This is a genomic window from Brevibacterium salitolerans, from assembly GCF_039531405.1.
Classification (GTDB): domain Bacteria; phylum Actinomycetota; class Actinomycetes; order Actinomycetales; family Brevibacteriaceae; genus Brevibacterium; species Brevibacterium salitolerans.
Genome location: NZ_BAAAPZ010000017.1, coordinates 193,364 through 205,451 on the forward strand (window position 1 = coordinate 193,364; position 12,088 = coordinate 205,451).

The window sequence follows — 12,088 nt, forward strand, 5'->3', positions numbered from 1 at the left end:
ACGGGCCCTTGACGGGCACCCCACTTGAATGGTTCATTAGTTGAGTAACTAACCAAGCAGGTGTTCCGGGTCCCATCGGTCCGGAGAGCACAGAGCAGGAGCGCAGATGTTCGACCCGGGACGGCCCCTGTTCCAGCAGATCGCGGAATCGATCGAGGACTCGATCGTCGACGGCAGCCTGGCCGAGGAGGAGAAGGCGCCGTCCACCAACGAGCTCGCGGCCTTCCACCGCATCAATCCGGCCACGGCGGCCAAGGGCGTCGCGGCACTCACAGACAGAGGAATCCTCTACAAGAAGCGAGGGATCGGCATGTTCGTCGCCACCGGGGCCCGGGAGGTCCTGCTCGCGGAGCGCCGCGAGCGCTTCGCCCAGGCCTACATCGTCCCGATGCTCGCGGAGGCCCGCCGCCTGGGCCTCGGCCCTGCGGACGTCGAGGGCCTCGTCCGCAGCGCGGGCAGCGCAGACGCGGCAGCAGACACCGCAGCAGACGACGTCCCCGCAGACCACCGCCCCCAGACCGCCACCCGCACGCAGACCACCCGCCACCCGCAGGAGGACGCACCATGACCGCCGTGATCGAGGTCGAACACCTCACCAAGAAGTACAAGGACACCCTCGCCGTCGACGATGTCAGCTTCCGCATCGAGGAGAACGCCATCTACGGGTTCCTGGGCCGCAACGGCGCCGGGAAGACGACGACGATGTCCATCCTCACGGCGCAGAACTTCGCCACCGCCGGCAGCGTCCGCGTGTTCGGCGAGGCGCCGTTCGAGAACAGGCGCGTGCTCTCCCGCATGTGCTTCGTCCGCGAGGGGCAGAAGTACCCGGAGGACTTCACCCCCGTCCACGCGTTCCGCGCCGCCGCGCTCTTCTTCCCCCACTGGGACCAGGAGTACGCGAAGCGCCTCATCGAGGACTTCCGCCTGCCGGTGAAGACGCGGATCTCCAAGCTCTCACGCGGGCAGCTGTCCGCCGTGGGGGTGATCCTGGGACTCGCCTCGCGTGCGGAGATCACATTCTTCGACGAGCCGTACCTGGGTCTCGACGCCGTGGCCCGGTCGCTCTTCTACGAACGCCTCATGGAGGACTACGCGGAGCACCCGCGCACCGTCGTCCTCTCCTCGCACCTCATCGACGAGATCGCCGACCTCATCGAACGCGTCATCGTCATCGACGACGGCCGGATCCTCGTCGACAGGTCCACGGAGGAGCTCCGCGGCGAGGCGGTCACCCTCACGGGCACCGCCGAGGAGGTCGAGCGGATCGCCGGCGAGCGCGAGGTCCTGCACCGGGAGAGCCTGGGCAGGGTCGCAGCGACGACGGTCCGCGGCACGCTCACGGACGCGGAGACCGCGGAGGCCCGGGCCGCGGGCGTGGAGCTCTCCCCCGTCCCCCTCCAGCAGCTCGTGGTCCGCCTCAGCCGGCAGCACGAGAGGAGCAGGACATGAATCGCTACGGAACGGCGCTCACCTCGGCAGACTTCGCACACGACCCGCCTCGCCCCTCCACACCCGTCCACCGTCCCCGGAAGCAGAGGACCGCCATGCACGGCACCCCAGCACCCCGCGCCGGTACGCACAGCAGCGCATCGGCCGCGCACGCCCCCACCACACTCTCCCGCGTGCTCGGAGTGGTGCGGCTGCAGTACCTCAACAGCTACATCTTCGTCTGGGTCCCGCTCATCGTGCTCAGCGGTGCGATCGTGATCTCACTGGCGGTCTACTGGATGATCGGCTCCGACGAACCGATGTACGGCGGCGGCTCCCAGGCCGCACTCTGGTACTTCCTGGTGGTGGGCGTCCAGGCGATGACCCTGACCTTCCCGTTCTCCCAGGCCATGAGCCTGGCCCGGCGGGAGTTCTTCCTCGGCACGCTGCTCGCCTCCGCACTGGCCGCAGCAGGTCTCGCCGCCGTCTACGTCCTCCTCGGCCTCCTCGAACGCGCCACGGACGGCTACGGGATCAACGGCTACATCGCCTATCTGCCGTGGATCTGGCAGAGCGGCTGGGCCAGCGGCGCCGCTCTCGTCTTCGTCATGGTGATGCTGTTCTTCATCGTCGGCTTCTGGTTCTCCACCCTCTACCGGAGCCTCGGGACGACGGTGCTCACCCTCGTCATCATCGGTCTGGCCCTCTGCCTCCTCGTGGTGGTGTTCGCCATCACCCGCCTGGAGGCATGGCCGGAGGTGGTGAGCTGGGTGGCGCAGCTGGGGCCGCTGAGCGCCGCCGGAGTGCTCGGGCTGCTGGTCGTGGTGCTCGGGGCGGGATCCTGGCTGACGCTGCGGCGGTCGGTGCCGTGACCAGGCGTCACGCGGCGGCCTCGCTCCGCCCTCGGTGGGCAGGCCCTCAGCCCACCTGACCGTCCGCACCCGTGAGCTGCTCCATGAGGAAGCGATAGGACAGCGCGCGGGTGCGGGCGGCCTGCTCGTTGTCCGAGGCGGCGGAGTGGCCGCCCTCCCTGTCCTCGTAGAACCAGACGCCGCCGATCCCCGCATCCTGCATCTTCGCGGCCATCTTCCTCGCCTGCACCGGCCCCACCCTGTCGTCCGAGGTGGCGGTCCAGAACAGCACCGGCGGGTACGCGGCCGTCGGTTCGACGAGGTGGTACGGCGAGAAGGTGCGGATGGACTCCCACTGCTCCGGATCGTCCGGGTCGCCGTACTCCGCGGCCCAGGAGGCACCGGCGGACAGGCGCGTGTAGCGGCGCATGTCCAGCAGCGGCACTCCGCAGGAGACCGCACCGAAGTCCTCCGGGAACTGCGTGAGCATGTTCCCTACGAGCAGTCCGCCGTTGGAGCCCCCGGAGCAGGCGATCCGCTCGCGCGTCGTCACGCCGCGGGCCACGAGGTCCCGTGCCACTGCGACGAAGTCCTCGTAGGCCCGGTGCCGGTTCTCCCGCAGGGCCGCGGCGTGCCAGCCGGGGCCGTACTCCCCGCCGCCGCGGATGTTGGCGAGCACATAGGTGCCGCCCTGCTCCAGCCAGCCCAGGCCCACCGTGGGGGCATATCCGGGAAGGCGGCTGAGCTCGAAGCCGCCGTAGCCGTCGAGCATGACGGGTGCGGCCTCGGGCCCCTCCGCCGAGGCCGGGCTCTCCGGGGTGCCGGAGTCCAGTCCTGCTGTCGGGTCCTCCGCCGAGACCGGCCCCACCTGGAAGTACGGCACCCGCGTGCCGTCCGCGCTCGTGGCGAAGTGCTGGGTGACCGCGAGACCGCCGGCGTCGAAGAGATGCGGGGCCGTCTTGACCACTGCGGGCGGCTCCCCGTCCGCGGCAGCCGCACCCAGGGTTCCGCGCATCAGGGTGGTGGGGGTGAGGAAGCCACTCACCGTCATCCAGACGTCGTCGCCGCAGTCCTCGTCATCGGGGTCGACCGCGCCCATGCCCACCGTCAGCAGCGGATCCACACCGGGGACGGCCCCGCCCGGCAGCTCGCCGGGGACGGAGTCCGCACCCTCCGTCAGAAGCGCGGCACGGTCCAGCGTCCGCAGCTCCGAGCGCACGTCGCGCAGGAAGGCGAGCACCAGGTGGTTCCGGGTGAAGGACCAGCCCTGGAGGGAGGCCGCCGGCTGGGCCACGGCCTCGGGCGCGAAGACGATCCGCGGACGGGCACCGGAGCGGTTCTCCCCCGTCTGCTCGGCAGTCCCGGCGCCGGAGGCCTCGGCACCGTGGAGGAACTGCGCACAGGGCGCGACCGCGAGTGCTCCGGCGGGCACCGTGAAGGGCGCACCGTCCGGCCCCGTCCCGCGCCAGTCCGTCCGCGGGCGGAAGAGGAGGAGGTCGCGGTCCACGTCGACGGAGACGTCCGTGGGCACGTCGATGAGGGTCCAGCCCGCGGCGGGGTCGCCGCCGTCCAGGGGCAGGTCGCGGATCCAGGTGCGGGAGTTGAAGAAGTCGAGGGCCTCGGTGACGACGGCGCGCTCGAAGCCCGGCGTGCGGTCCGTCCCGGAGAAGATCGCCAGCGACTCCGCCGGCACCGTGCGGATCTCCTGAGCCTCGGACAGGTCCTGGCCGCGGCGCAGCAGCCGGGCGCTGGCCGGGTAGGTGGAGTCCGTGAGCGTGCCCGGGCCCCAGTCCGTCGCGACGAGGAGGGTGTCGTCGTCCACCCAGCTCGCCTGTGCCTTGGCGGTGGGGAGCACAAAGGCCTTCTCCCCCGCGCCCGCGGTCCCGGCGGCGAGATCCGCCACGAACGCCCTGGCCTCGAGGTCGAACTCGCGCACCGTGTGGGCGTCGCCGCCGTCCGGGGAGAGGAACACGAGCGCCCTGCGGCGGTCCGTGCGGCGGACCCGTGCACCGTGGAAGACCCATTCCGTCCCCTCGGCCGCGGCCAGCGCGTCGAGGTCCAGGAGGATCTCCCACTCCGGGCTCTGCGTCGTGTAGGACTCCCACGTGGTGCGCCGCCAGAGACCCTTGGGGTGCTCACGGTCGCGCCAGAAGTTGTAGTAGAAGTCGCCCAGCTTGCTCACGCCGGGGATGCGGTCCTCGGAGTCGAGGGCGCTGCGGATGGCACCGACCATGTCCTCGTACGCGGGATCCGCAAAGCGCGCCAGCGTGCGGGCGTTCTGTGCTTCCACCCACGCGAGCGCGTCCTCGCCCTCGATCTCCTCGAGCCAGAGATAGGGATCGTGGGGCAGGGTGTCCTCCTGCTCAGCGGCCTGCGTGGTCTTCGTCGTCTGGGAGGGTCCGCTCGTCATACGGTCACCCTATCGACTGCGGCCCGCAGGCGTAGGGGCTTCCCCGCATACCAGGACTCCCCATGCGCAGGGACTCCACACATGCAAGGTCCCGTGCAAGCAGGGATGCTGCATGCGCAGAGCCGTCTGCAGCGCAGAACCTCCACTAGCGTATGGGGCATGACACTCCCGGTCGACCAGGCGCTGCGCACGCTGCAGACGCACGGCAGGATCGAGCTGCGCGGCACTGCGTCCGGCTGGGTACGGCTGACCCTGGGGCTGTTCACCGTGCTCCTCGGCCTCGTCACGCTGCTCGCCATCGCCCCGCCGATTGTGCTCCTGGTCGTCTTCCTCACGGGCACACCGCTGCCCGTGCCGGCGCTCGTCGGCGGATTCGGCGTGATGGTGCTGGGTGTGTTCATGGTCGCTCTGGTGCGCTCCATGCGGAAGCGACAGCAGCAGTACCAGGAGACGGAGAACAGTCCCGTCGTCATCGACGGGCGGGGGCTCACACTGCGCGGCGTGGGCCCGCTGCCGTGGCAGGACCTGGGTCCGGCGGAGAATCGGCTGGTCATGCTCCCCAGCAGCGGCAGCCATACGCTCCGGGCCGTCATGATGCTCACGCCCTCGGGCCTGCACAACGTCAACACGAGGATGCCGCTGCACCTGCGCCCGCTGCTCTCCCCCGCTGTGCGGAGATTCGGCCGGGGTCAGCAGCACTCCTGGGTCTTCGTGCCGGGAGTGCAGGACATGAGCACCCGGGAGGTCATCGAACTCCTCAACCGCGCACGGACCCACATGGGCGCGTGGCCGCAGCGCTGAGACAGCGGGCTTTGCAGAACTGTATAAAGGCTATAAAGGAGAAGGCCCCAATATAAAAGAATATAAAAGCCTCCCGCCTCCGCACGAACGGTCCCTGACGCGGGCGGGCTGTCGCTCAGTCCAGCTCGCGGCCCGTCGTGTCGTGGGTGAGGAAGGCCATGACGAGCATCGCGACGACCACGAGCGCGCCCGTGCAGACGAAGGTCCACGTGAGTCCCAGCACCGGCCACATGAAGGAGCCGAACACCAGCGGAGCCACACCCGTCGCCACGCGAGAGGCGCTCGAGGCCCAGCCGAACCCGGAGGCGCGCAGATGCGTGGGATACAGCTCCGAGACGTAGGTGTAGAGCGTCGGCACGGAGATCTGGATGAGGAAGCCGAACGCGAGGATGAGCACCTGTGCACTCGTCACCAGCTCCGCACCGGAGTTGCCCAGCACCCAGGCGAAGCCCACGAGCGCCGCCGAGGCCGCGATGGCGGATGCGCCCAGCAGCCAGCGGCGCCCCAGCACCTCCACGAGCAGCGCGGAGGCGAGGACGCCGAGGATCCCGATCCCCGTCATCTGCCCCGTCACCAGGAAGGCCGCCTGATCGTCGAGCCCCTGCCTGCGCAGGATTCCCGGCAGCCACGTGAGTGCGGCGTAGTAGAGCAGCAGCACGGAGACGAACAGCAGCCACGCGGTGAGGGTGATCTTCCACGACCACCGCCACAGCCCGGCGATCTGGCCCGTGGCCGCCGCGAGCTGCGAGCGCCAGCCGCCGCCGGCTGAGGCACCGCCGGCGCCGGCACCTCCCGCCCCAGCTCCGACCGCGCCACCCGCGCGCGCCGGGGAGGCGACCTCGGCGCGGCGCCAGGCGGTCACCTCGGCCCCGGTCCTGGCGACCAGCCGTGAGACGATCGCGTCCGCCTCCTCATGCCTGCCCGCACTCGCCAGGTACATGGGCGACTCCGGCACGAAGAGGCGGATGGCGAACACCAGCAGCGCCGGGACGATCATCACCAGCATGAGCGCACGCCAGTCGAAGAACTGGATGAGCCAGGCCGAGGTGAGCGCGCAGAGCGTGGCACCCACCGGCCACCAGCCGTCGAGCGCCGTGAGGACGCGGCCGCGGTGCTTCGCCGGTGAGAACTCCCCCACGAGGGCGTAGTCGACGGGAATGCAGCCGCCCAGTCCGAATCCGGCGAGGAAGCGGAACGCGCAGAACAGCACGAGGTCCGGGCTGAAGGCTCCTGCCGCGGTGAAGACCGTGAACGTGAGGAGGGTGAGGGTGAACGCGGACTTGCGTCCGATCCGGTCCGCGATCCCGCCCCACACGAACGCACCCACGGCCATGCCGATGAGGTTCACCGTGGCGATCCACGCCGCCTGGCCCACCGTGAGGTCCCAGTGGTCGCTCAGCAGGGGGATGAGGAAGCCGTTGAGCGCCACGTCCCAGGCGTCGAACATGAAGCCGAGGCCGCCGACGAGGAAGATGGCTCCCTGCACGCGCCAGCGCCACGGCAGATGCGCGATGACGTCCGCGGTGGTCGGCAGGGTGGCGGACGAGGTCGCCGGGGACGCCGGCGTGGCGGGTCGAGTGGCGCTGGAGGGCGTGGCGCCGGAGTGCTCAGGCATGAGCAGAAGAGTACCGCCAGTCACACTCCCGGACGGCACCGGCGGTCACACAGCGGCGAAGGCGCTATGGCCGTCTGCCGCGCGGACATCTGGTCTTTCCGCCGCTCGCGCGGGTGCGCAGCCTCGGAACCGGCAGACGGGGGTGGTGTGCTATCGCCGCTCGCGCGGGAGCAGGCGATCCAGGGCGAGGGTGAGGGCGATGATCGGCCCCACCGCCGCGCTCGGACCGCCACCGGAGCCGAGGCAGTGGAGCCGGCGTCTGCACGGCTCGCCCGGTTCCGCCGTCCCGATCTCGCCCGGTTTCCCGTCCGCACCGGCCACCAGCGTCTCCAGCAGAGCGGCGTGATGTGTGTCGAGGGCGCTGTGGCCGTGGTCCGGGACGGCGACGAGCACTCCCTCCGGCACGAGGGCGGTGATGCGTTCGGCCACCGGCCGCGGTGTGCGGAGGTCCCGGTCGCCGGAGAGCACTGTGACCGGTATGCGCATGCGGGGCAGGACGGCCTCGAGGTCGACGGGCTCCCCGGCGAACGGGGAGAACTGCCGGGCGACCTCGGCGAAGTCCTCGCTGCGGGCGAAGAGGCGACGGGGTCCGGCGAGGGCGACGGACTCGGTGCCGGAGGCCGGGCCATCCCCTGCGGCGGTGCGGGTTGCCTCCGTGCCCTCCGCCTCGGCGCCGACCGCTGCAGTGCCCGGCCTCCGGCCCGTCCCGCCGTAGTCCAGTTCACGGAAGGCGATCTCACCTGTGCGGTCGAACTCCATGTAGTACGGCACAGGTGTGCCCGTATCACCTCCGCCCATGGCGGCCAGCAGCCTGCGGACCAGTCGTGAGGCACCCACCTTCCTCTGATTGAGGAAGGCGTCGAGCACCTCGGGCCCGCCGAACTCGTAGACGATCCGCACCGCCCTGCCCAGCGCGGCCAGCTCACCCGGCTTCTCGCTCCCGTAGGCCTCGGCGGCCAGATCCCTGACCTTGTGCGCGAGACGCCGATGTTCGTCGTCTCCCGCCGTCCCGTCGTAGAGCAGCGCGGTCGCCCATTCCTCCTCTGCACCGTTGCCCGCCTTCAGCATGGGCGAGTCGAGCACGAGACCGGCGGTGAGCTCCGGGTGCGCGTGGGCGAATGCCTGGGCCACGTACGTGCCGTAGGAGGATCCGACCACCAGTGCACGCCCGATGCCCTCCGCCTCCAGCACCGCACGGAGGTCGTCCACGACGGCGGTGATCCGCATGGACTCGAGAGGCAGGTCCTCGCCGTCAGGCATGCGCCGCGAGAGACCCACCCCGCGGTGCTCGACCATGAGCACGTCGAGACCGCGCTGTGCCGCCTGTGCCCGGAGAGCCGTATAGGGAACGGCCGAGGCCAGCCCCGGCCCGCCGGGGACGATCACCACCGGCGGACGTCCGGGCACGGGGGCCTCCGGCCGTGTGCGCACATACGCGAGGGAGAACACGGGTCCGGCCGATGCAGCGGAATCTGCTCCGGATGGTCCCGCGCCCCTGCCGGCACGCAGACCGGCATCCTCGTCCGTGGGCTCCGCGTCTCCTGCCCGTCCCGCATGGACCGGCCGGTCGAGGCGGCGCAGACCCGGTGTGTTCTCCGCCATCCGGCGCATCTTCCGCCCGCGACGGGAGGCGAACGGGCGCCCTCGATGCTCCTCTGTCACAGAACTTCCGCCTGTCTCGCTGCTCATGTCAGGTCGTCGTGCTCTCCGGAGACCCACTCGGCATAGCGCCGCGCGGACTCCTCGATCGCGCGGCTCCCGCCGCTGGTCAGTCTCTGTCCGAAGTTGCCGTAGATGCGCTCGACCTCCACGTCGTCCACCGCCGCCGCGATCCGCCTCACCACGGCCCCGGAGAGCGGGAGGTAGTTGGGGAAGGAGCGCATGAAGGTCACCCAGCCGGTCCTGGCGACCGGGGAGATCGTGTCGCCGCCCAGCATGACGAGGGCCTCGTCCGCCGGCGATCGCCAGAGCGCCACCGAGCTGCCGGGGAAGTGCCCGCCCACCTGGCGCACCCGCACACCGGCCAGCGGCGCGATCTCCTCGTCGAAGAGCTCGATCGCGGCGCCGCGGCGCTGCACCCACTCCGCATCCCTGCGGGCCACGAACACGGGCGCATGGTCGAAGGCCGCGCTCCACTCCAGCTGCAGGCCGTACATGTGGGGATGGCTGGCGACGATCGCCGCCGCTCCCCCGCGTGCGGCCACGGCCTCCACCGCCGCATCGTCGATGTACGGCGGCACGTCGAAGAGGAGACCCCCTGTGCCGCCGGCCGGGCACTGCGCCAGATAGCAGGTCTGCCCGATCCCGGTCTTCGGCGAGGTGCGCAGGGAGAACAGCCCGGGCTCGGCCTCGGCGACGGAGACCGCCCGACCCGAGGCCTCGAGCAGGTTCCGGCTCGTCCACTCCTGACCGCCGGCCGGGACGAACTGGCGCTCGTCCGCGCAGATGGGGCAGACGGGGAGCTGCGGGACAGCGGTGCCGTCACCGTCTGCCGTCCCCTCCGCAGCACCCCCGCGCACATCCGGGAACTGCCCCGAAACGGCCTGCGCCGCCTGGGCGGCAGTGACCAGATCGGTCTCCACCCCACAGGCGGCGCAGGCGGCGATGTCGCGCATGGGCGTCACACACGCGTCCCGACGGCGGGCAGAGCCTCAGGCAAGGCGGACCATCCAGCCCTCGGGGGCCTCGGCACGGCCGTACTGGATGTCCAGCAGCGTCTTGCGCAGCTTCATGGTGATCTCGCCGGGCTCGTCGCCGTGGTCCACGGTGAAGTCCTCGGACACGAGAGCGCCGATCGGCGTGATGACGGCTGCGGTGCCGCAGGCGAAGGCCTCGACGATCGTGCCGTCGGCCACGCCGGTGCGCCACTCCTCCACCGTCACCGGGCGCTCCTCCGGGGTGAGGCCCAGCGAGGGGGCGAGGTCGAGCAGCGAACGGCGGGTGACGCCGTCGAGGATCGTCTCCGAGACCTCCGGTGTGATGAGCCGTCCGTCGCTCGTGACGAGCATGAGGTTCATGCCGCCCAGCTCCTCCAGGTGCGTGCCGTCCACGGCGTCCGTGAACATCACCTGCTGGCAGCCCTTCTGACCGGCCTCGATCATCGCCTCCGTGGAAGCGGCGTAGTTGCCGCCGCACTTGGCGAAGCCGGTGCCGCCGCGCCCGGCGCGCTTGAGGTTCTGGGACAGCCAGATGCTCACCGGCTTCACACCGCCGGAGAAGTAGGCTCCGGCGGGTGAGGCGATGACGTAGTAGTCGGCCTGCTGGGTGGGGCGCAGGCCCAGGAAGCGCTCCGCGGAGATGGTGAACGGACGCAGGTACAGGCTCACCTCATCCTGCTCGTCCTTGGGCGTGGGGACCCAGGAGCTGTCGGCCTGCACGAGCACGCGCAGCGACTCGATGAAGTCCTCCTCGACCATCTGCGGCAGCGCCAGGCGGCCGGCGGACCTGTTGAGGCGTGCGGCGTTCTTCTCAGGCCGGAAGGTCCACACGGAGCCGTCGGCGTGACGGTAGGCCTTCATGCCTTCGAAGATCTCCTGCGCGTAGTGCAGGACGGCGGCGGCGGGGTCCAGGGTGAGCGGGCCGTAGGGGATCAGCTCGTGGCCGTGCCAGCCCTGCTCCGTCGTGAAGCGGATGTGGGCCATGTGATCGGTGAACTGGGTGCCGAAGGCAGGAGCGGCAAGAATCGCCTCCCGCACCGCGTCCGACTGCGGCTGGGGGTTCTTCTTGAGCGCGAATTCCGACATGTGGATTCTTCTCTCTTCTGTGAGCAGAACTGTGCTAAGGCACACACTAGCGCAGGTCCGCGGACCACAGATCAGGGGGTGCGGCCACGGCACCGCACGCTGTGCGGTGCCGTGGCCCGTGGAGGATGCGAAGGCCCGGGAGGCGGGCCTCAGCCCAGCCGGGCGGCGATGGCGTCGCCCACCTGCGCCGTGCTGCGGGGGGTGTCGCCGCGCTCGGCGAGGTCCGCCTCGACCGCGGCCTGGATGGCGGAGGCCACCTGGGTCAGACCCAGGTGCTCGGCCATGAGGACGCCGGAGAGGATCGAGGCCGTGGGGTCCGCGATCTGCTGACCCGCGATGTCCGGCGCAGAGCCGTGGATGGGCTCGAAGAGGCTGGGAGCCGTGCCCGCGACGTTGATGTTGCCGCTGGCGGCCAGGCCGATCCCGCCGGTGACGGCGGCGGCGAGGTCCGTGACGATGTCGCCGAACAGGTTGTCGGTGACGATGACGTCGTACTGACCCGGGTCCTGGACCAGATAGATCATCGACGCGTCCGTGTGCTGGTAGTTGACGGCGACCTCGGGGAACTCCGCGGCCACGGCCTCCACCGTGCGGCGCCAGAGGTGGCCTGCATGGACCATGACGTTGTGCTTGTGCAGGAAGGTGAGCTTCTTCCGCCGCGACTGCGCCTTCTCGAAGGCGTAGCGGACCGTGCGCTCCACGCCGTACCGGGTGTTGAGGGAGACCTCGGTGGCGACTTCCGCGGGGGTGTCCTGGCGGAGCACGCCGCCCTGGCCGGTGTAGGCGCCCTCCGTGCCCTCGCGCACCACCACGAAGTCGATCTCGCCGGGATCCGCCAGCGGTGAGGTGATGCCGGGGAAGAGCTTGGACGGCCGCAGGTTGACCGCGTGGTCGAACCCGAACCGCATCTTGAGGATGATGCCGCGCTCCAACACGCCGGACGGCGTGGTGGGATCGCCGCAGGCGCCGAAGAAGATCGCGTCGAACGCACGCAGACGCTCCATCTCCGCATCCGTGAGGGTCTCCCCGGTCTCGTGCCAGCGGCGCGCGCTCGCCTCGAAGTGCTCGGTCTCGAGGACCGCATCCGTGCCGGTCACCTCGATTGCGCGCTGCAGGACCTTGAGGCCTTCGGGAACAACTTCGGTGCCGATGCCGTCGCCGGGCATCACTGCGATCTTGAACGTCGTCATGCCTCCGATGCTATGCATGGGGTCTCAGCATTCGTCACCCTTGTTCGCGA

10 protein-coding genes are annotated in these 12,088 nt (G+C 70.5%); 4 read left to right on the forward strand and 6 right to left on the reverse strand.

Features of this window, described 5'->3' with window-relative positions:
* Positions 1 to 106: 106 nt before the first annotated feature.
* Genes ABD240_RS14115 through ABD240_RS14125 form a run of 3 tightly spaced genes read left to right on the forward strand, consistent with a single transcriptional unit; the run spans position 107 to position 2,300 of the window.
* Positions 107 to 568 carry a GntR family transcriptional regulator gene (locus tag ABD240_RS14115; protein ID WP_344337929.1) on the forward strand — a complete coding sequence of 154 codons (462 nt, stop codon included), beginning with the start codon at positions 107 to 109 and terminating at the stop codon, positions 566 to 568.
* Complete coding sequence (locus ABD240_RS14120) at positions 565 to 1,449, forward strand: ABC transporter ATP-binding protein (RefSeq protein WP_344337931.1); 885 nt, start codon at positions 565 to 567, stop codon at positions 1,447 to 1,449. Before ABD240_RS14115 ends, ABD240_RS14120 begins: the two co-directional genes overlap by 4 nt.
* Positions 1,446 to 2,300, forward strand: a complete 855-nt coding sequence (locus tag ABD240_RS14125; RefSeq protein WP_291794204.1) for a hypothetical protein — start codon at positions 1,446 to 1,448, stop codon at positions 2,298 to 2,300. The genes ABD240_RS14120 and ABD240_RS14125 overlap by 4 nt, the downstream gene beginning before the upstream one ends.
* Before the next feature lie 46 nt (positions 2,301 to 2,346).
* Here ABD240_RS14125 and ABD240_RS14130 read toward each other — a convergent pair whose 3' ends face one another.
* A complete protein-coding gene (locus tag ABD240_RS14130) occupies positions 2,347 to 4,689 on the reverse strand; it encodes a prolyl oligopeptidase family serine peptidase (protein WP_344337934.1) in 2,343 nt (780 codons plus the stop codon).
* A 159-nt stretch (positions 4,690 to 4,848) separates the two neighbouring features.
* On the opposite strand from ABD240_RS14130, the gene ABD240_RS14135 reads away from it, so the two are divergent.
* Entirely contained in the window at positions 4,849 to 5,490 is a 642-nt protein-coding gene (locus ABD240_RS14135) for a hypothetical protein (protein WP_344337936.1), read from the forward strand.
* A 115-nt stretch (positions 5,491 to 5,605) separates the two neighbouring features.
* Here the strand turns inward: ABD240_RS14135 and ABD240_RS14140 are convergent, their stop codons facing one another.
* From ABD240_RS14140 to ABD240_RS14160, 5 genes are all read right to left on the reverse strand, one after another.
* Positions 5,606 to 7,105: an MFS transporter gene (locus ABD240_RS14140; protein ID WP_291794208.1), complete on the reverse strand. Its 1,500-nt coding sequence runs from the start codon at positions 7,103 to 7,105 to the stop codon at positions 5,606 to 5,608.
* A gap of 150 nt (positions 7,106 to 7,255) precedes the next feature.
* The gene (locus tag ABD240_RS14145; RefSeq protein ID WP_344337938.1) at positions 7,256 to 8,707 is read right to left on the reverse strand and encodes an alpha/beta fold hydrolase; all 1,452 of its coding nucleotides are present in this window, start codon (positions 8,705 to 8,707) and stop codon (positions 7,256 to 7,258) included.
* An 83-nt stretch (positions 8,708 to 8,790) separates the two neighbouring features.
* The gene (locus ABD240_RS14150; protein ID WP_344337940.1) at positions 8,791 to 9,720 is read right to left on the reverse strand and encodes an MBL fold metallo-hydrolase; all 930 of its coding nucleotides are present in this window, start codon (positions 9,718 to 9,720) and stop codon (positions 8,791 to 8,793) included.
* A 36-nt stretch (positions 9,721 to 9,756) separates the two neighbouring features.
* Positions 9,757 to 10,848: a branched-chain amino acid aminotransferase gene (locus ABD240_RS14155; protein WP_344337942.1), complete on the reverse strand. Its 1,092-nt coding sequence runs from the start codon at positions 10,846 to 10,848 to the stop codon at positions 9,757 to 9,759.
* A gap of 149 nt (positions 10,849 to 10,997) precedes the next feature.
* Positions 10,998 to 12,038, reverse strand: a complete 1,041-nt coding sequence (locus ABD240_RS14160) for a 3-isopropylmalate dehydrogenase (RefSeq protein ID WP_291794217.1) — start codon at positions 12,036 to 12,038, stop codon at positions 10,998 to 11,000.
* Positions 12,039 to 12,088: the final 50 nt, after the last annotated feature.

Coding starts and splice junctions, on each gene's coding strand:
- ABD240_RS14115 (WP_344337929.1), top strand. CDS start 107: ATGTTCGACCCGGGACGGCCCCTGTTCCAGCAGATCGCGGAATCGATC.
- ABD240_RS14120 (WP_344337931.1), top strand. CDS start 565: ATGACCGCCGTGATCGAGGTCGAACACCTCACCAAGAAGTACAAGGAC.
- ABD240_RS14125 (WP_291794204.1), top strand. CDS start 1,446: ATGAATCGCTACGGAACGGCGCTCACCTCGGCAGACTTCGCACACGAC.
- ABD240_RS14130 (WP_344337934.1), bottom strand. CDS start 4,689: ATGACGAGCGGACCCTCCCAGACGACGAAGACCACGCAGGCCGCTGAG.
- ABD240_RS14135 (WP_344337936.1), top strand. CDS start 4,849: ATGACACTCCCGGTCGACCAGGCGCTGCGCACGCTGCAGACGCACGGC.
- ABD240_RS14140 (WP_291794208.1), bottom strand. CDS start 7,105: ATGCCTGAGCACTCCGGCGCCACGCCCTCCAGCGCCACTCGACCCGCC.
- ABD240_RS14145 (WP_344337938.1), bottom strand. CDS start 8,707: ATGGCGGAGAACACACCGGGTCTGCGCCGCCTCGACCGGCCGGTCCAT.
- ABD240_RS14150 (WP_344337940.1), bottom strand. CDS start 9,720: ATGCGCGACATCGCCGCCTGCGCCGCCTGTGGGGTGGAGACCGATCTG.
- ABD240_RS14155 (WP_344337942.1), bottom strand. CDS start 10,848: ATGTCGGAATTCGCGCTCAAGAAGAACCCCCAGCCGCAGTCGGACGCG.
- ABD240_RS14160 (WP_291794217.1), bottom strand. CDS start 12,038: ATGACGACGTTCAAGATCGCAGTGATGCCCGGCGACGGCATCGGCACC.